Origin of the sequence: Niastella vici, assembly GCF_002077945.1 — a bacterium.
Taxonomy (GTDB): Bacteria; Bacteroidota; Bacteroidia; order Chitinophagales; family Chitinophagaceae; genus Niastella; species Niastella vici.
Genome location: NZ_LVYD01000058.1, coordinates 202,879 through 220,515 on the forward strand (window position 1 = coordinate 202,879; position 17,637 = coordinate 220,515).

General features: G+C 46.1%; 19 protein-coding genes. 10 read left to right on the top strand and 9 right to left on the bottom strand.

From position 1 onward, the window contains the following. Positions 1-32: 32 nt before the first annotated feature. From ffh to rimM, 4 genes are all read left to right on the top strand, one after another. On the top strand, positions 33-1,349 hold the full coding sequence (gene ffh / locus A3860_RS24965; RefSeq protein ID WP_081151159.1) for a signal recognition particle protein: 1,317 nt from the start codon (positions 33-35) through the stop codon (positions 1,347-1,349). Between the two features lie 142 nt (positions 1,350-1,491). After that, positions 1,492-1,920: a 30S ribosomal protein S16 gene (gene rpsP, locus A3860_RS42215; RefSeq protein WP_081151161.1), complete on the top strand. Its 429-nt coding sequence runs from the start codon at positions 1,492-1,494 to the stop codon at positions 1,918-1,920. A 481-nt stretch (positions 1,921-2,401) separates the two neighbouring features. Next, positions 2,402-2,818 carry a thioesterase family protein gene (locus A3860_RS24975; protein ID WP_081151166.1) on the top strand — a complete coding sequence of 139 codons (417 nt, stop codon included), beginning with the start codon at positions 2,402-2,404 and terminating at the stop codon, positions 2,816-2,818. Between the two features lie 99 nt (positions 2,819-2,917). Next, complete coding sequence (gene rimM / locus A3860_RS24980; RefSeq protein ID WP_143774251.1) at positions 2,918-3,433, top strand: ribosome maturation factor RimM; 516 nt, start codon at positions 2,918-2,920, stop codon at positions 3,431-3,433. Between the two features lie 86 nt (positions 3,434-3,519). Here the strand turns inward: rimM and A3860_RS24985 are convergent, their stop codons facing one another. Then, positions 3,520-4,074, bottom strand: a complete 555-nt coding sequence (locus A3860_RS24985) for a DinB family protein (RefSeq protein ID WP_081151170.1) — start codon at positions 4,072-4,074, stop codon at positions 3,520-3,522. Between the two features lie 163 nt (positions 4,075-4,237). Next, positions 4,238-4,819: a Crp/Fnr family transcriptional regulator gene (locus A3860_RS24990; RefSeq protein WP_081151173.1), complete on the bottom strand. Its 582-nt coding sequence runs from the start codon at positions 4,817-4,819 to the stop codon at positions 4,238-4,240. A 113-nt stretch (positions 4,820-4,932) separates the two neighbouring features. Here A3860_RS24990 and dinB point away from each other — a divergent pair, with 113 nt between their 5' ends. From dinB to A3860_RS25005, 3 genes are all read left to right on the top strand, one after another. Continuing rightward, positions 4,933-6,087: a DNA polymerase IV gene (dinB, locus tag A3860_RS24995; RefSeq protein WP_081151175.1), complete on the top strand. Its 1,155-nt coding sequence runs from the start codon at positions 4,933-4,935 to the stop codon at positions 6,085-6,087. A gap of 94 nt (positions 6,088-6,181) precedes the next feature. Further along, positions 6,182-6,817 (top strand): peroxiredoxin, encoded by a 636-nt coding sequence (locus A3860_RS25000; protein WP_081151177.1) that lies wholly within the window; start codon positions 6,182-6,184, stop codon positions 6,815-6,817. Positions 6,818-6,943: 126 nt separating this feature from the next. After that, complete coding sequence (locus A3860_RS25005) at positions 6,944-8,218, top strand: metal-dependent hydrolase family protein (protein WP_081151179.1); 1,275 nt, start codon at positions 6,944-6,946, stop codon at positions 8,216-8,218. A gap of 71 nt (positions 8,219-8,289) precedes the next feature. Here A3860_RS25005 and A3860_RS25010 read toward each other — a convergent pair whose 3' ends face one another. The 5 genes from A3860_RS25010 to A3860_RS25030 all read right to left on the bottom strand — a co-directional run bounded on the left by A3860_RS25010 (position 8,290) and on the right by A3860_RS25030 (position 13,322). After that, the gene (locus A3860_RS25010; protein ID WP_081151181.1) at positions 8,290-9,009 is read right to left on the bottom strand and encodes an RluA family pseudouridine synthase; all 720 of its coding nucleotides are present in this window, start codon (positions 9,007-9,009) and stop codon (positions 8,290-8,292) included. Next, positions 9,002-10,204 (bottom strand): pseudouridine synthase, encoded by a 1,203-nt coding sequence (locus tag A3860_RS41940; RefSeq protein ID WP_245843622.1) that lies wholly within the window; start codon positions 10,202-10,204, stop codon positions 9,002-9,004. The genes A3860_RS25010 and A3860_RS41940 overlap by 8 nt, the downstream gene beginning before the upstream one ends. Before the next feature lie 107 nt (positions 10,205-10,311). Further along, a complete protein-coding gene (locus A3860_RS25020) occupies positions 10,312-10,953 on the bottom strand; it encodes a Spy/CpxP family protein refolding chaperone (protein WP_081151183.1) in 642 nt (213 codons plus the stop codon). Between the two features lie 326 nt (positions 10,954-11,279). Then, the gene (gene rlmN, locus A3860_RS25025; RefSeq protein WP_081151185.1) at positions 11,280-12,332 is read right to left on the bottom strand and encodes a 23S rRNA (adenine(2503)-C(2))-methyltransferase RlmN; all 1,053 of its coding nucleotides are present in this window, start codon (positions 12,330-12,332) and stop codon (positions 11,280-11,282) included. Positions 12,333-12,443: 111 nt separating this feature from the next. Then, positions 12,444-13,322, bottom strand: a complete 879-nt coding sequence (locus A3860_RS25030; RefSeq protein ID WP_081151187.1) for a DUF6438 domain-containing protein — start codon at positions 13,320-13,322, stop codon at positions 12,444-12,446. A gap of 102 nt (positions 13,323-13,424) precedes the next feature. Here A3860_RS25030 and A3860_RS25035 point away from each other — a divergent pair, with 102 nt between their 5' ends. The 3 genes from A3860_RS25035 to A3860_RS25045 are packed head-to-tail and all read left to right on the top strand — an operon-like array spanning position 13,425 to position 15,734. After that, complete coding sequence (locus A3860_RS25035; RefSeq protein WP_081151189.1) at positions 13,425-14,621, top strand: thiolase family protein; 1,197 nt, start codon at positions 13,425-13,427, stop codon at positions 14,619-14,621. A 51-nt stretch (positions 14,622-14,672) separates the two neighbouring features. Then, positions 14,673-15,248 carry a hypothetical protein gene (locus A3860_RS25040; RefSeq protein WP_081151191.1) on the top strand — a complete coding sequence of 192 codons (576 nt, stop codon included), beginning with the start codon at positions 14,673-14,675 and terminating at the stop codon, positions 15,246-15,248. 33 nt (positions 15,249-15,281) lie between these two features. Continuing rightward, positions 15,282-15,734 carry a DinB family protein gene (locus tag A3860_RS25045; protein ID WP_081151193.1) on the top strand — a complete coding sequence of 151 codons (453 nt, stop codon included), beginning with the start codon at positions 15,282-15,284 and terminating at the stop codon, positions 15,732-15,734. A 30-nt stretch (positions 15,735-15,764) separates the two neighbouring features. On the opposite strand, the gene A3860_RS25050 is transcribed toward A3860_RS25045, so the two are convergent. Together A3860_RS25050 and A3860_RS25055 are read right to left on the bottom strand one after the other, a co-directional pair. Next, on the bottom strand, positions 15,765-16,961 hold the full coding sequence (locus A3860_RS25050) for an FtsX-like permease family protein (protein ID WP_081151195.1): 1,197 nt from the start codon (positions 16,959-16,961) through the stop codon (positions 15,765-15,767). Positions 16,962-16,970: 9 nt separating this feature from the next. After that, positions 16,971-17,612, bottom strand: coding sequence for an ATP-binding cassette domain-containing protein (locus A3860_RS25055; protein ID WP_081152280.1), 642 nt, complete (start codon positions 17,610-17,612; stop codon positions 16,971-16,973). Positions 17,613-17,637 lie beyond the last annotated feature (25 nt).

The following is a 17,637-nucleotide window of genomic DNA, read 5'->3' on the forward strand; positions in this document are numbered from 1 at the left end:
ACAGACTTTGAACTGCGAAAAAACAGGAAATTATGTTTGAAAATCTTACCGACCGGTTGGAGTCGGCCTTTAAACAGATAAAAGGTGAAGGCCGAATTACCGACCTCAATATTGCTGCTACCGTAAAAGACATCCGCCGCGCCCTGGTGGATGCCGACGTAAACTATAAAATTGCCAAGGAATTTACCGACCGGGTAAAAGATAAGGCTATGGGTGAGAAGGTGTTAACTGCTGTTAGCCCCGGCCAGTTGATGGTGAAGATCGTGAAAGACGAACTGGTTGACCTTATGGGCGGCAGCGAAAGCGAATTCAACGCCAAAGGCAATCCCGCCGTTATTCTCATCGCCGGTTTACAGGGTTCGGGTAAAACCACCTTCAGCGCCAAACTGGCCAACTTCCTCAAAACCAGGAGCCGGCTTTCGCCTATGCTCGTAGCGGCCGATATTTATCGCCCTGCGGCCATTGACCAGTTAAAAGTGCTGGGCGAACAAATTCAGGTTGACGTTTACAGCGAACCCGAGAATAAAAATGCGGTGCAGATAGCTACCAATGCCATCAAGGAAGCCCGCAGTAAAAATAAGAACGTGGTCATCATCGATACCGCCGGCCGTTTGGCCATCGATGAGGCCATGATGACTGAAGTGGCCAATGTAAAATCGGCTGTAAATCCGCAGGAGATCCTGTTTGTGGTTGACTCCATGACCGGTCAGGATGCGGTGAATACGGCAAAGGCGTTTAACGACAGGCTTAACTTCACCGGTGTGGTGCTCACCAAGCTCGATGGTGATACCCGTGGTGGTGCGGCGCTTTCAATCAAATACACAGTAGAAAAGCCCATCAAGTTTGTAAGCAGTGGCGAAAAGCTCGATACGCTCGATGTGTTCTACCCCGAACGTATGGCCCAGCGTATTTTGGGTATGGGTGATATCACTACCCTGGTTGAAAAGGCGCAACAGCAATTTGATGAAGAGCAGGCCCGCAAGCTGGAGAAAAAGATCCGCAAGAACCAGTTCAACTTCGAAGACTTCAAGCAACAGCTGGAACAGATAAAAAAGATGGGTAATATCAAAGACCTGCTGGGCATGATACCCGGTGTGGGCAAAGCCATCAAGGATATTGATATCAGCGACGATGCGTTCAAGGGAATTGAGGCCATGATCAATTCAATGACCAGGCAGGAGCGCGAAGACCCCGATTTGATCAATATGAGCCGTAAGCAACGCATTGCCAAAGGTTCAGGCAAGGATCTCAACGAGGTGAATGCATTTTTGAAGCAGTTCGAGCAAATGAAACAGATGATGAAAATGATGAATAAAATGCCAATGGGAAGAATGGGAATGAAGCGATAATTTAATCCCGAAACATGGGTAATTAACGGAAATTATCCACATGAATTATTAAATTTGGAAAAATCATCCCGATTGCTATTTTTGCAATCGTTATAAATGGAAAGTAACCCTATTTGTTCACGCATTTAAATTTCTATTTAAGATGCCAGTTAAAATCAGACTGCAACGCCATGGGTCTAAAAAGAGACCTTTTTATTTCATCGTAGTGGCCGATGCACGCTCTCCGCGTGATGGTAAGTTTATCCAGAAGTTAGGTACTTACAACCCTCTTACAGTTCCTGCAACAATTCAGTTAGATCGCCAGAAAGCCCTCGATTGGCTGCACAAAGGCGCTCAACCTACTGATACTGTGCGCAGAATTCTGTCGTACAAAGGTGTACTGTACCTGAAACATTTGTTGCGTGGTGTGAAACTGGGTCTATTCGACGAAGCTACCGCTATGGAGAAATTCCAGAAGTGGCATGCTGAGCACGAGGTCCAGGTTAAAAAGCGCCAGGAAATAAATGCAAAGGATAGAAGACCCCGCAGACCTGCAGGTGGACCACCAGTGAGACCGCGTAGAGGAGAATAATCCTATGCAGTATAGCTAGCTGTCAACTTGTTAAATCCCGTTTTGCTTTTGCAGCGGGATTTTTTCGTTTTAAGGGTTTGTTAAAGTCGCCAGGGCGGCCATTCTTCACGGGATGGCCGCCTTTTTAGTGCATGGTTGGTGCAAGGTTGAGGTGTATTTTAAAAAAGAGATATAAAAGACTTAAATAAGACCAGATAAAGACCTAATAAAGGAAATATCCTTATCAAGTCTTTGTTTGGTCTTTGTCAGGTCTTTGGTTGGTCTTTGTTTGAGTACCTGGCAACCTTGCGCAAAAGCAACCCCTGGATAGGTAAGATTCAGGGACTGGGGTTGGAACGGGCAGAGATAAGTTGGGGATGAAAGTCAATAGTTTGCTGTAGATGAAGCGGCAAACTTCGGGTCATAGAGGCCTGATTGTCAAAAAACAGCCTTAAAAAATGAGTAGATTTGAGCCTATTCTTTCATTCATGAAAAACTTCTAATGACGCAAGAACTTAAAGAAAATCAAACCTGCGAAGCGGTTTTAACGGTTCAAACCAATGATTTGGCGAGCGCATTGTCATTAACTGGTGAAGACGCTTTTCCTGAAGTGTTTGCTACGTCGCGGATGATCGCTTTAATGGAACTGGCAGCAGCCCGGATGATGAAACAACTTTTACAGCAAGGGGAATTATCAGTTGGCGTAGGGGTTAATATTGTACATACCGCCGCAACACCTATTGGCGTGGATGTAAAAGCCATTGCTACGTTTATTAAACAGGAAGGTAAATTATACCATTTCAAAGTAGAAGTATTTGATGGGGGTGGTTTGGTTGGAAAAGGGGAACATACAAGGGCCGTTGTGAGCACCGAAAGGCTGGTAAACAGTGCTAAAAAAAGGCTGGGCAGGGGGCTTTAAAAAATTAGAAGCATTCCCTTGTATTTCGCCTCTTTAAGCTGTGGAGTATTGCTTTTTTATTTCTCCCCTTTAGAGCCCGGGGGTATCTTTGCCGCGCATATGACGAATTATCACAGCATTGGAAAAATAGTGGCCACTTTCGGGGTGAAGGGGGAAGTAGTGTTGCAGCATCAGCTGGGAAAGAAAACGACACTGCAAGGCCTGGAAACCATTTTCATTGAAGAAAAGAAAGAGGAAATGCTGCCCTATTTCCTGGAAGGCACCCGCGCAAAGAACGAGGAAGAGGTGTTCCTGAAATTCGAAGGCATCAATTCAAAAGAAGCGGCCCACCGCCTCATGCAAAAACGCGTTTGGCTGCCGCAGGAAGAATTTGAGAAATATGTTTCCAAATCGGCCCCCATTATGATGCTGGGGTATCACATCATCAACGAAGGCGTCGACCTCGGCGAAATATTAGAGATCATTGAACAGCCGCATCAACTCCTTTGCCGTATCGATCTCAAGGGCAAGGAGGCCCTGATCCCCGTTCACGAAGATTTCCTCATCAAGATCGACAAAAAGAAAAAACAGGTGCATGTAGAGTTGCCAGAAGGGTTGTTAGATATCTATTCCTAAGGTGATAATGGCTCACCACCTGAATTAACTTCACACCTCCTCCTTACAGCTCAACCTAACAAGGATGGTCATATTATTATCATCAATTAGCCAATTATATTTTCTATCTGCACAAAATGCCGTTGATGATGGGCAATGATAAAGCTGAACACATCACCCATTTTTAATTTTATAAAGGGCGCAATGGAGATAGGAATGCGGATGCGGTTGATATTAACTTCCCCGGCTTTATCGAGCAATTGCAGCAATAATATTTCCTGCTGTTCAAACTCGTGCAGGGCCTTACCGGCATCAATATCCGGTGCGGGGTTATGACCCTTTAATGTTTTCATTTTGTTGCCAATAGTTCCATCGGGTTTGGGCATCATACTGTTGGTAAAATAACCGCCCAGCCAGCCGGGCACAAACCATTCTGTAGGGGTGTGGCCGGCGTTGTTTATGGCCGCCTGTAGTTTGGGTAAATAATACCGGCCATAGGTGTTCAGGTGCTCTATAACCTGGGCAACACTCCAGCGGCCGGGGCCGGGTTGTTGTACCAGGCGGTTGGCGGGCAATTGCTGCAGCCGGGCCAGTTTAAGCAATAGGTGGCGGGTGTCGGTTTGTAATGTTTCAAGAAGCGATGATGCCTGTACTTTTTTCATTGAATTACTTTTAACGTGCACCACAAAGCTACCGGCGGCATTTTTTAAAAATCTTGGTGTGCACCAACATTTAATTGCAGTTACCAGTTACCGGGGTTAACGGCAGTACCTGTTATGAGTTGCGAATTGGGATTCCGGAAACCGGCGCCTGGGAACCGGTAACTTAAATACGCACCGTTGCCATCAGTTTGCTGAAAGTAGTGGCATCCATGCCCAGGTACGAGGCCAGGTATTTATGGGGTATCAGCTGCAATACATGCGGACTGCGTTTGAGCAGCGTCCTGAATTTTTCTTCGGCGCTGAAGGTTAATAATTCAACCTGCCTTTCCAGCACGCCCATAAGGGCAAAGGAAGTAAACGTACTGATCAGCTTTTCAATATTCCGGTATTTATCCATCAGTTGCTGTATCTGCGTATGCGTGGTGCGCAACAGGGTGCTGCTGGTGAGGGTTTCCAGAAAATAACGCGAAGGCAATTGGGTAAGAAAGGAATCGGCAATGCCCGAAAAAGAATACGGGTACGTGAATACCAGTGTGGCTTCATGATGGGCATCAATATAAAAAATGCGTTGCACGCCGTTGAGTACAAAATATACATGGCGCTCGGTTTCGCCGGCGGCGGTGAGAATGGTCTTTCTTTTATAATGATGCAATTGCCAAATGCCCGCCATTTCGTTCCATTCTTCCTCAGCAAGCGGGCGCATGGCGAACAGGTGTTTTTTGAGTTGGTTGAGTCCTTCTTCCATTAAAGTAAAATTAAAATATTATTAATCATGCAGGAAGGATTTGCTCTCCCATCGCAAGCTGATAATATTGTAAATTCGCAAACAAGCCATCATTCCCGCCGAATGATCTTCCAATGAGCAATTCCCAACGCATCATAGCACACTTTGACCTGGATGCATTCTTCGTTTCGGTTGAATGCCTGAACGATCCTTCGTTGAAGGGAAAGCCATTGATCGTGGGTGGGCGCGAGCGGGGTGTGGTGGCTGCTTGCAGTTATGAAGCCCGCAAATACGGTATTCATTCTGCCATGCCCATGAAAACGGCCCTGCGATTATGTCCGCATGTAACTGTTGTCAAGGGCAGTCGGGGCGAGTACAGCCGCTATTCCCGCTGGGTCACCGAAATAATTGCCGCCAAAGCACCGCTGTTCGAAAAAGCTTCCATTGATGAATTCTACCTCGACCTCACCGGTATGGAAAAATATTTCAATCCTTATCAATGGACCATCGATCTGCGGCAGGAGATCATTGATAAAACCGGTTTGCCTATTTCATTTGGATTGGCCGGTAATAAAATGGTGGCCAAGATCGCTACCGACGAGGCCAAACCGAATGGTTATTTATACATTGCTTTCGGACGCGAAAAAGATTTTCTGGCCCCTTTAAAAGTGAATAAGATCCCCGGCGTGGGCGAGCATATGTACCAGGCCCTGCGCGACCTGGGCATCGACACCATTGAGCACCTGGCAGCCCAGCCTGTAGAATTGCTCGAGAACCGTTTTGGAAAATATGGTGGCGATCTCTGGAACAAAGCCCACGGCATTCATAACGGGGAGGTAGTGCCTTATCATGAGGCCAAATCCATTTCTACAGAAAATACATTCGAAGAAAACATCCTCGATACCGATCGCCTGCTGACCGAACTGGTGGGCATGACGGAACGGGTGGCTTATGAGCTGCGTCAGGATAATAAAATGGCTGGTTGTATTGCGGTAAAAATACGCTATCCCGATTTTGAAACTACTTCCCGCCAAACCACAATTGCCTATACTTTTTACGACGATGAGCTTATTCCCAAGGCTAAAGACCTGTTTCACAAGCTGTACCGTAAGGGGCAGGGTGTCAGGCTGTTGGGCGTGCGGCTGAGCGAGCTCACCGATGAAGCGGTGCAAACGAATTTGTTCAGTAATGTTGAAAAAAAGAACGAGCTTTATAAGGCTATCGATGACGTAAAAAACCGGTTCGGCAGTAATTCCCTGACAAAAGCTACCCGGAGAAGAAAAAATTAGCCAACAGGCTAGTCTACTTTATGAGTAGGGAGTTGTATCTTCGTACCCCTTTTGAGGATAATAATCATTTTATCAACCTTAAAATACTTAGTATATGAGTTTAAGATTAGGCGACATCGCCCCTAACTTCCAGGCTAAAACAACCGCCGGTGATATTGATTTCTATGAATACCTCGGTAATGGCTGGGGAATCCTGTTTTCCCATCCTGCTGATTATACACCTGTTTGTACTACCGAATTAGGCAAAACTGCTTTATTGCAGGAAGAGTTTGCCAAACGCAATGTTAAGGTACTGGCTGTTAGTGTTGATCCGCTTGATAAACACCTGGGTTGGATAAATGATATCAACGAAACACAAAATTGCACTGTTGGTTTCCCCATCATTGCCGATGAGAACAAGAATGTTGCTACTTTGTACGACATGATCCATCCCAATGCTTCTGAAACTTTCACTGTTCGCTCCCTGTTCGTGATAGGACCCGATAAGAAGGTTAAACTGATGATCACCTATCCCGCTTCTACAGGAAGAAACTTCTACGAAGTATTGCGCGTGGTTGATTCACTGCAACTGACCGCTAACTACAGCGTGGCTACGCCAGCCGATTGGAAACATGGTGAAGATGTGATCGTGGTTCCTGCTGTATCAACTGAAGATGCAATCAAGAAGTTTCCCAAAGGCGTTAAAGTGGTAAAACCTTACCTGCGTTATACCCCTCAGCCGAACCAATAGGCTTGATAAAAGATATATTTTAATATATAGGGAAATCCCCTTCTGGCATGGCCGGGAGGGGATTTTGCTTTTTAAGCGGCAACTCTGAAATGTTTAAAAGTTTTATCTTCATAGAAACGCCGTCACATGAAGAAACTACTGCTCGCTCTATTGATCTGTAACCCTTTATTACTGCTTGCACAACGCACCATTTTGCATTGTGGTAAACTTATCGATGTTACCAAAGGGCAGGTACTTAATGAATATTCCATTATTGTAGAAGGAAACAGGATCACAGATATACAGGCCGGTTATGCGAAAGCATCGGGGGCCGATAAAGTGATCGATCTTAAGAATAAGACCGTGATGCCGGGCCTTATAGACTGCCACGTGCATCTGGAGCATGAAACCAGCCCTACCCGCTACCAGGAGCCATTTACTTTTAACCCGGCTGATTATGCTTTTCAATCGGTGGTATTTGCCGAGCGTACGCTGCGGGCCGGTTTTACTACCGTGCGCGATCTTGGCGGTACGGGAGTGAATATTTCGCTCAGGAATGCCATTAATAAAAGGCTTATCAAAGGGCCGCGCATATTCACCGCCGGTAAAACCATTGCAACCACGGGCGGGCATGCCGACCCTACCAACGGGTTCCGCGACGATTTGATGGGTGATCCCGGGCCGGCAGCAGGGGTGGCCAATGGGCCCGATGAGTGCCGCAAGGCGGTGCGGCAACGATATAAGGAGGGAAGCGATGTGATCAAGATCACCGCATCGGGTGGGGTGCTGAGCGTGGCCAAAAGCGGGGAGAACCCCCAGTTCACAGAAGAGGAAATAAAAGCGATTGTTGAAACCGCACATGATTATGGATATAAAGTGGCGGCGCATTGCCATGGCGCCGAAGCCATGAAAAGAGCGGTGAGGGCGGGCGTGAACAGTATTGAGCATGGCACTTTTATGGATGAAGAAGTGATGCAGCTGATGAAAGAGCATGGCACTTATTTCGTGCCTACCATTACGGCCGGGAAGTCGGTAGCCGACAGTGCAAAGAAACCCGGCTATTATCCGCCGTTAGTAACGCCCAAGGCGCTGGCGATAGGCCCAAAGATACAGGCCACCTTTGCTAAAGCATACAAGGCCGGGGTAAAGATCGCGTTTGGAACCGATGCCGGCGTATATGCACATGGTAAGAACTGGATGGAATTTATATATATGACCGAAGCAGGTATGCCGCCCATGGAAGCCATTCAGTCGGCCACCCTATCAGCCGCCGACCTCATTGGTATTTATGATAAAACCGGTAGTATTGAAAAGGGCAAGTGGGCCGATATTATAGCGGTTGATGGCGACCCTATTAAAGATATACAGGTAATGGGAAGAGTGACCTTTGTGATGAAGGATGGGGTCGTGTATGTAGATTAATTTATTAGTTTGTAAGTTATTAAGTTCGTTAGTTCTGAATTAACTAACGAACTTAATAAACCAATAACTTGCTAACTGTTTTTCCTTAACTGCGTCAACAGCGCCCGCATATCTTTCGGCATTTCAGCCTCAAAATCGTATGACTTGCCTTCCATATCGGTGAAATGTAACCGTTGGGCGTGCAGGCCGGTGCGGGCCAGAATAGGTTTTTCTTCTTCTTCGTTTTTAGAAAGCTTATAATTGCGTTTGAACGAAGAGATCTTTACCGGAATACCATCGCCGTATAATTCATCGCAAACCAGCGGGTGGCCAATGTATTGCATGTGCACCCTTATCTGGTGGGTGCGGCCGGTATGTATACGGAACTGCACCAGCGAGAATTTACCAAACTCTTCCTGCACTTCATAATCGGTAATGGCGGGTTTTCCTCTTTTATGAATGATCATGACGCCCCTTTTAACCATGTTCTCTGTAATAGGGGCTTCAATGGTCTTTTGTTTATCGGGTAAGGTGCCGGTAACAATACCGAGATAATATTTCTCCACGGCCCGTTCTTCAAATGCCTGTGACAGGAATTTATGTGTTTCGGGGTCTTTGGCAAATACAATGATGCCGCTGGTTTCGCGGTCGAGGCGGTGAACGGTAAATATTTCTCCGTATTTCTGCTGCAGCAACAGCTTCAGGGATACTTCTTTTCCTTCGCGGTCGGGAATGCTTAGCAGCCCCGGCGGTTTATTGATAACAATGAAATGATCGTTCTCGAAAATGATCTCGGGTGCTACTTTAACCACGTGTAACGGTTTTGTTTTTTGTATAAGAGGCGTTCAGGTATTTCAGCAGGCGCACTTCCTTTTCAGTGAGAAAACGCCATTTGCCTCTGTCTACATTTTTCTTGGTGAGGTTTGCATACATTACCCGGTCGAGGTTGCGCACATCGTACCCCATATGTTCGAATATGCGGCGAACGATGCGGTTACGGCCACTGTGTATTTCGATGCCGATAACGCTTTTATCTTTTGGATCGGCATAGGCCATGGAGTCGGGTGCAACAAAACCATCTTCGAGGGTAACACCGTTGAATATGGTATCGAAATCTTTTTTTATAAGGGGCTTATCGAGCTTTACTTCGTAGATCTTTTTTATTTCGTAGCTGGGGTGCGAAAGCTTTTGCGCCAGTTCGCCATCGTTAGTGAGTAACAGAACACCGGTAGTGTTTCTGTCTAACCGGCCAATGGGGTATACCCGTTCTTCGGTGGCGTTGCGTATGATGTCCAGTACCGTTTTACGGCCTTGCGGGTCTTCGGTAGTGGTGATATAATCTTTGGGTTTGTTAATGAGAATGTAAACGAGGTTGCGGCGAATGAACAGCTTTTTGCCGTTCACTTTAATGTCGTCTTTATCGGTTACTTTATGACCGGGTTCCAATATCTTATCGCCGTTCACGATCACTTTACCGGCCTTTACCATTTCGGCTGCATCACGGCGTGAACAAATGCCGGCATGGGCGATGAATTTGTTTAAAGGCATGGCAGTTCCCGGTTTTGGGTTGTCGGTAGCCGGTTTGGTCTCCGCTTTTTGAGCCTTATCAACCTTGCCCGTTGAAGTTTTGACGAAAGCTGGTTTTGCAGCTTCGTTGCCTTTGTTTGTCCCGCTCTGGAGGGATGGCTTAAAGCCTGCTCCTTTCTTCTCAATGGGTGGCTTAAAGCCGGCAGATTTTTTCTCGCCTTGTGGTTTGAACCGGTTGTCTTGTTGCTTGAAGTTGGCTCCTTTTCCGGCAGCCTTCTTTCCGGCCTGTTCATCTCTGCCTCTTTGCGACTGATAACCACCAGCCTGGCCCTGTGCCCTGGCTTCGCGGGCTTCCTGTTTTTTCTTTTCGAAGAATTCTTTGGTTTCCTGGCGAATCGCTTTCTTCTCCTGACGGATGCGTTCTTTCTTTTTGGCGCCGCTATCGCCTTTATCCATAAATTTCTTAAATCCTTTTGCCATGTGTAGTAGTTTGCTGTTTTTCAACAGTAGTGAGCGGCAAAGGTACAAAATAAAAAACTCTCCCGGTTTTTGGCCGGGAGAGGGGGTAAAATATAGAGATGCAGCATTTATGATTGAACAGGCGGTTGTTGCCCGTGATGTTTATGCTGTTGTTTTTGTTGTTCCAGCTTTTGCAACTGTTCGGGGGTAAGAATTGATTTCAGGTTGTCGTGTTGTTCCTGTTTGAACTTTTTCACTTCTGCTTTTTTCTGATCTTCGGTGAGGCTTTTATCGTCACGGATCGCTTTGAATTTTTGTTCCATGGCTTCATGGTTCTTCTTTAAAGCGTTCACCTGATCATCGGTAAGGTTCAGGTCTTTTTTCATTTGCTCCATGCGGTGGCGTCCCTGATGTCTCATCTCACCTCTGTGTTCGCGCATCATCTTTTTCAGGCTGGCCTTTTGATCATCGGTAAGCACCTTATCTACTTTTTCGTGATGGTCTTTGCGTATGGTGGCCATCTTGCTCTTCCATTCGGTAACGGTTATCTTGTCTTCACTTTTTTTAAGATCGGTCATTTGTTGTTTGAAGTCATCATTGATGGTCTTCATTTCTGTTTTTTGTTCATCGGTTAAGTTAAGCTGTTGCATAACGTCACCGCGGGGGTGGTGTCCTTTAGGACGATCGGCCAGGCTGTTCGACTGATCCTGCGCACAGGCGCCGGTTACTATAAATGCGGCCAGCGCCATTCCAATTATTGCTTTTTTCATAATTTCTTATTTTACTGTTTAGAAGCCGGGTGTGGGGTTTTTCCTCCGGCCGGTTTTGTTAAATAAATCGTGTAAACAGTAACATAGACGGTGGTGGAAGGGGGAAGTTTAATTGAAGTAAGAAGATATTCGTAGATGGAGGATTTTACGGATGAATGGCAATGAAAGTTAACCCGTTAACAGTTGAGCAGCGAACCGGATGTACAAGTCCCGACCGCGGTCGGGATGCCGATAAAATCGGCAGGGTGCGACGCAACGAATGCCTGATAGAAAATAAAAAGCCGGGACAAATGACCGGCCTTACTGTATTCAAAATCAATTAGTTCTTATAGCTGATCTTTATTGGCTAACTGTCCGCACGCGGCATCAATGTCCTTACCGCGGCTGCGGCGCAGGCGGGCGTTTACTTTGTGGCGTTCGAGGTAGGTCATAAATTGTTGAACCGTAGCCTCCTCGGGCTTTTCAAAGCGGGCAGCGTCGATGGGGTTGTATTCAATAATATTAACGAGGTCAGCGGGCACCTGCCGGTAGATCTTGATGAGTTCATCGGCATCCTTTAAAGAGTCGTTAAAGTCCTTGAAAAGAATATATTCAAAAGTGATCTCGTTCTCGGTTTTCTGGTAAAAATAGTTCAGGGCCTCAATAAGCGCTTTGAGGTTATTGGTTTCGTTAATGGGCATGATCTCATTGCGCTTTATATCATTGGCGGCATGCAGCGATAAAGCCAGCTTGAACCGCACTTTATCGTCGCCCAGCTGTTTGATCATTTTGGCCACACCGGCGGTAGAAACGGTGATGCGGCGGGGGCTCATGCCCAGTCCGTCGGGTGAGGTAATGCGTTCGATAGCGTGCAGTACGTTCTTGTAATTGAGCAGGGGTTCGCCCATACCCATGAACACAATATTGCTGAGCTTTTTATTGTATACGCGTTCGCATTGCTGGTTAATGAGCACCACTTCGTCGTAGATCTCATCGAACTCCAAATTACGTTTGCGGTCCATATAACCCGTTGCGCAGAATTTGCAGCTCAGCGAACAACCGATCTGGGAGGAAACGCAGGCGGTTTTGCGTTCGTCGGTAGGAATGAGCACGCCTTCGACCAGGTGGCCATCCTGCGTACGGAAACGCGATTTAATAGTGCCATCGGCAGAGTATTGCGTGGCGTCAACGCCTAAAGCCGGTAGGGAAAAGTTTTCAGCGAGTTTGGCCCGCAGGTCTTTGCTGAGGTTGGTCATGGCCTCAAAAGACTGGGCCTGTTTGAGCCAAAGCCATTCATACACCTGTTTGGCGCGGAATTTCTTTTCGCCCAGGGTTTCAAAATATTGTTCCAGCTCACTGAGGCTCAACTGCCTGATGTTCTTTTTCGCCGTCTTTAACATGCCGCAAAGGTACAAAGGGCCGGGCGGATTAGCTAATGGGGGCTGATTGATTTAACAGTTGCCGAATAAACGGTTTACCGTCAGGATGTTAAATAGTTACCAGAAATTTCGTCATTTATGTGCCGGTGGTGTGAATTTTTTGTTTGGACAGAGCGGTGGGAGAGGAGGAGGTGGCACAGGAACCCTATGCGTCATCTGTATTAAATTCGATCCTATCGGGTTGATTTCAGTCACCGACGAATCAGGCTGCTTGTTCATTTCCTTATATACATTCATCAACTTTCCAAACAAAAGGTGTAATTCAATCGGTTCCTTGTGATGGCCATAGGCAGCTGACATCGTGGCCGTATTTCCATGAGCAAAAGCAACTCCCAATGTTTGATCGTTTGACCACTCCGCTTCGTAGCCTTGTTGTAGAGAATCAACTTGAATATTCCTTATTTTACTGATAATCGAATTGTATTCGTTTTCACTGATCCTTCCGCTGAACCCTCCCTTTGAAATATACATTACTCCTAAAGTATCCATTTCCAGTTCGCCATAAATTCGAACATTCCGGGAAGAGTCGATCTCAAAGCTAATATTGGGACTGGTAAAATAGATTGTAGTTGGGGTGATGATGTTTTTAGGGTGGATTTTTGAAAAGTGAAAAGTGTCCTGCCAGCTCATAGTTGGCAGTAAAACGAGTGAATCTGTTGTAAGTTTTGCAATTGTATATTTTGCCATATTGCTTATTGGGTCACCATCCGGGCTTTCAATATAAAATGTATCTTTTTCAATCTCATATTTTAAAGCACCTCCCCCAAATGAGATCCGGCATGTGGAATCATCAAAAGATATAAACTTTGTTTCATTATGACTGTTTTCCTTGCTTTCATCGGGGCCCACCCAGTCGCCCTTAATAAGATCAGCAAAATTATTTTGATCTTTTTGTGGGTGACACGCAAAGAGAAAGCAGCTGAATGATAATAACGCGAATAGTTTCTTCATGTACGGCGGTGGGTTTATAATGAGATGCGGAAAAATAGATAATTCATAAATAACAATTACTTTGCGGCCCTGATAAATGCTCCAGGTTAAACAAAAAACTATATGAAGAAAGTATATGTCATTGATGCCGTGCGTACACCTATTGGAAAATATGGTGGCGCATTGAGTACCATCCGGCCCGACGATCTGCTGGCCCATGTGATCAAATCATTATTACAACGCAACGCCTCCATAGACGTTAATGCCATTGAAGATGTAATTGCCGGCGATGCCAACCAGGCCGGGGAAAGTAACCGCAATGTGGCCCGTATGGCCGCCCTGCTGGCCGGCCTGCCCGTAACGGTGCCGGGTAATACCGTTAACCGGTTATGCGCCTCAGGTTTACAGGCCATTATGGATGCTGCCCGCGCCATTATGTGTGGCGATGGCGACCTGCTGATTGCGGGTGGGGTCGAAAGCATGACGCGTGCCCCCTTTGTAATGTTGAAATCATCCGGCGCCTGGAACCGTACACCCGAAGTGGTTGATTCAACCATCGGCTGGCGTTTCCCGAATAAAAAACTTACTGAAAAATATTATCCTTATTCCATGGGCGAAACGGCTGAAAATGTGGCCAAACAATGGAACATAGGCCGCCAGGCACAGGATGAGTTTGCCCTGCAAAGCCAGGAGAAATATTTTGCGGCACTGGCAAAAGACAGATTTAAAGAAGAGATCAGCGGCGTAGAGATCTTTGGCGGCAAGGAAGAAAAAATATTCTTCGAAAAAGATGAACCGCCGCGCCAGACTTCAATGGAAAAGCTGAGCACCCTGCGTCCGGCATTTGTAAAAGATGGAAGCGTTACGGCTGGTAATTCTTCGGGTATTAATGATGGCGCAGCTGCCATGCTGCTGGCCAGTGAAGATGCGGTTCAAAAATATAACCTGCAACCCATGGCCCGCATTGTATCAATGGCCGTGGCAGGGGTTGACCCGGCCATTATGGGCATTGGCCCCATACCCGCCACGCAGAAAGCATTGCAACGCGCGGGTATTACTGTTCGCGACCTTGATCTTATAGAACTGAATGAAGCGTTTGCGGCTCAAAGCATTGCCTGTATCCAGGACCTGAAACTGGATATTACCAAAATAAATGTGAATGGCGGCTCTATTGCCATTGGGCACCCATTGGGTTGCAGCGGCGTACGTATTTCGGCTACATTGGTGCATGAGATGAAGAAGCGCGGTTCAAAATACGGGCTGGCCACCATGTGTGTGGGCGTAGGGCAGGGGGGCGCCATTGTTTATGAAGGTGTTTAGGAACTGAAGTTTATTTTATTATTTTTACTGCCATACCCCGGGGAATAACTTATGCAGGAAACTGTACTCACCACGCTTATTTATAAATACAATCCGTATGCGCGCTTCTGGATTGTGTTATATATTTTGAGCATCTTTTTGATGTGTGTGCTTCTCTGCGATCAAATACCGATGTACATTATCTGGCTTGTTTTGTGTATATGGGCTATTCCCCTGGTGTATGCCGGCATTTCAAAAATGACAGTCTTCAACTTCCGGGCGCTCGACAGGCGATTGCTGACTTTAACTTCCACCTATATAAGGGTAGGAAGGGAGAAGTATTCCATTAAGGATCTCACAATTGAAGTGCATATTAATGCGTATGATGATTTTATCTATCGCATCAGGCGCGAAGGATTGTTGAAACCCCAGGCCGCCTATGGCAACAATAATGAACTACTCTTTCTCTGTAACGGAGTTTCCTACGATTATGAATTCCATTTGCGCGGTTATAATGATTATGTTACGTTATGCCAGTTAGCCGATCAGTGGAAGGCGGCCGGTGTTAAAGTGATCACGAAAGAATCGTTTACAAGGGAGTTTGTTGATAAGCAGCATGCGAAAATGATGCGCCCGAAGAAAAGATAAATTCCCTAGTTTGCAGGTTCAATATTTACCATTATGAACCTGCAAACAGCCTTGATCCAGTTAAAAAAACATATTCAGGAAGTCCCTGAACGGTTTAGGCAAATGCCACTTGACACAATTTTACAAAAGCCTGCGCCCGGCAAATGGTCGAAACAGGAAATACTCGGCCACCTCACTGATTCGGCTATCAATAACCTGAAACGCTTTACCGATACTCAATACTTTCCGCAACCTTACCAGGTGATACGGTATAACCAGGATGAACTGGTGGTTATTAACGGGTATCAACAATTGCCGTTAGATCATTTGCTGAAATTGTGGAGTGCACTGAATGAACAGGTGCATTACGTCGTAAGCCATATTGCTGCAGAAAAATTAGCCTATATCATTATTACCCCGGCTGGTGATACACATACCCTCGAATGGCTGGCCATTGACTATGTTGAGCACATGGAGCACCATTTGAAACAGATATTCGGGTCCTGAACGAACCGGCTCTGAACAGAGCCGAAGAAGCTATACCAGCTTATACAATAACTTTTTCACCATGCGGTAATTGGTGATCAGTGACAGCGCTATCAATAAGATGGCGGTGATTATTACTGTCCAGTGCAGCAGGGACGACAGCTCTGGCCGGTCGAACATCGCAAAATGATGAAAGGCCCATTGCGTAACTTCAGTAAGCCCCAGTGCTATCAACACCACCAGTATGTATACGGGAATAAATTGTTTTGACACATTTTTACTGAGCCAGTTGGGCGAATAACCCATTTGCAGCAACAACTGCAAATTGTCTTTACTGCGGGCGATCATCAGCTGCAGGTAAAAAGAGAACAGCATCAGCGCCAGTATAACTACCAACAGTCCAAAAATGCCCAGTCCGCTAAAGATGCCCTGCAGCACCTGTTTTACGCGGCCGAATTTTGTTTTATCCTTATTGACCTTATAATTCTTTTGTTGCAAATAATTGAGGAAGGTGGGGTTGTTAGCGTCTTTGGTTCTAACATACAACCGCGAAGCCCTTACGTCGTTTGTGTTGCCGAATTTGTTATTGGCCCAGTCGAGGAAATTCTTGGGAACAATAATGCTGTTTACCCGGTCGCTGAGTGCTACAATGGAGCCGCGAAAGGTTTGCTTAACCCCATTCTCCCCATTACACGTAATATACACTACCACCTGCGATACCGTTGCTTCGGACAATTGCGGTAATCCATAACCGGGCGCAAACACGTTGTATATTTCCAAAAAATCGGAAGAGAAAATAATGGGGATATAATCCTGCCCTTCGTGCCAGGTAAAATTGGGCGGAACCGTATCGAGAAAATTATTATCAAGCGATTCAAGGAACAAATTGGTGCTGAAGGGAATTATATCGCCGGCGCTTAACAGTACCTGAAAGCGGGTAGCTACCAGCGGCGACACTCCCTGAATAAAAGGCTGGGCCGCCATTTCTTTAATATCATTTTCATTGAACAGGTTCTTATCCAGCTGCCCCATGGTTTCATTGGTAATGGTCTTGGAAATGGAAATGTAGTCGTAGCCCTGCTTGCGTGGGCTTTCACCACTCAGCAGTTGTTGAATATTGATGAACATTTGAATAGAACACAACAACAGCAAAACGCCAATGCCTAAACCAATATAGGAGAACCAGCGGGAACCGCTATTGGTGCCTGTTTGCAATAAAGAGCGAATGGGTTTAAATGATACTGCCACGACTAATGATTACAAATGAAACAATCGGGTGTACGGAAAATAATCGATGCGTTCCAGATCGGCAAAAATGATGGCGGCATTGCGCAATTTGGCTTCCTCCAGCATCAGTTGCATGGCATTCTGGGAGTTGACTTCATCGAGGTGACTGAATGGCTCATCGAGCAAAAGAAAATCGAAAGGTTGCATTAATGCGCGAATAATGGCCACCCGTTGTTGTTCGCCATAGGAACAAATGCGGCTTTTTGATGATAGTTTATTCCCAATGCCCAGGCGTTGGGCCATTTCAGCGATCTTTTCAACAGGATGAAAAGGGTTCAGCTGCCGCTTCAGTTCAAGATTTTCAAAAACAGTTTGTTCAGGGAACAGCCGCATATTCTGAAAAACAATGCTCACATGATCTTTGCGATAGCCGGCAATATCTTCTGCTGAATAATTCCGCAGGTTCTGGTTGTTGTAAACAATGTTGCCGCTGTACTCATTGCGCAGCCCATACAAAAAATGCATGAGCGAGGTTTTGCCGCTGCCTGAGGGCGCCACGATCTTTACATACTCTCCTTTCGAAAAGCTCAGGTCCCTTCGCCACACCTCCGAGGTGTGGCGGGGCGCTTCATCGAAATAAACCGGTAAGAGTTGTTGTAACTGAAGTTGCATATTGGCAATATAATTACTAATCATG

Bases quoted from the DNA above. Each gene is read 5' to 3' on its own strand.
- rlmN (WP_081151185.1), bottom strand. From the start codon at position 12,332: ATGTTAAAGACGGCGAAAAAGAACATCAGGCAGTTGAGCCTCAGTGAG.
- A3860_RS25030 (WP_081151187.1), bottom strand. From the start codon at position 13,322: ATGAAGAAACTATTCGCGTTATTATCATTCAGCTGCTTTCTCTTTGCG.
- rpsP (WP_081151161.1), top strand. From the start codon at position 1,492: ATGCCAGTTAAAATCAGACTGCAACGCCATGGGTCTAAAAAGAGACCT.
- A3860_RS24990 (WP_081151173.1), bottom strand. From the start codon at position 4,819: ATGGAAGAAGGACTCAACCAACTCAAAAAACACCTGTTCGCCATGCGC.
- A3860_RS25005 (WP_081151179.1), top strand. From the start codon at position 6,944: ATGAAGAAACTACTGCTCGCTCTATTGATCTGTAACCCTTTATTACTG.
- A3860_RS41940 (WP_245843622.1), bottom strand. From the start codon at position 10,204: ATGGCAAAAGGATTTAAGAAATTTATGGATAAAGGCGATAGCGGCGCC.
- A3860_RS24975 (WP_081151166.1), top strand. From the start codon at position 2,402: ATGACGCAAGAACTTAAAGAAAATCAAACCTGCGAAGCGGTTTTAACG.
- rimM (WP_143774251.1), top strand. From the start codon at position 2,918: ATGACGAATTATCACAGCATTGGAAAAATAGTGGCCACTTTCGGGGTG.
- A3860_RS24985 (WP_081151170.1), bottom strand. From the start codon at position 4,074: ATGAAAAAAGTACAGGCATCATCGCTTCTTGAAACATTACAAACCGAC.
- A3860_RS25035 (WP_081151189.1), top strand. From the start codon at position 13,425: ATGAAGAAAGTATATGTCATTGATGCCGTGCGTACACCTATTGGAAAA.
- A3860_RS25045 (WP_081151193.1), top strand. From the start codon at position 15,282: ATGAACCTGCAAACAGCCTTGATCCAGTTAAAAAAACATATTCAGGAA.
- dinB (WP_081151175.1), top strand. From the start codon at position 4,933: ATGAGCAATTCCCAACGCATCATAGCACACTTTGACCTGGATGCATTC.
- A3860_RS25055 (WP_081152280.1), bottom strand. From the start codon at position 17,612: ATGCAACTTCAGTTACAACAACTCTTACCGGTTTATTTCGATGAAGCG.
- A3860_RS25040 (WP_081151191.1), top strand. From the start codon at position 14,673: ATGCAGGAAACTGTACTCACCACGCTTATTTATAAATACAATCCGTAT.
- ffh (WP_081151159.1), top strand. From the start codon at position 33: ATGTTTGAAAATCTTACCGACCGGTTGGAGTCGGCCTTTAAACAGATA.
- A3860_RS25000 (WP_081151177.1), top strand. From the start codon at position 6,182: ATGAGTTTAAGATTAGGCGACATCGCCCCTAACTTCCAGGCTAAAACA.
- A3860_RS25020 (WP_081151183.1), bottom strand. From the start codon at position 10,953: ATGAAAAAAGCAATAATTGGAATGGCGCTGGCCGCATTTATAGTAACC.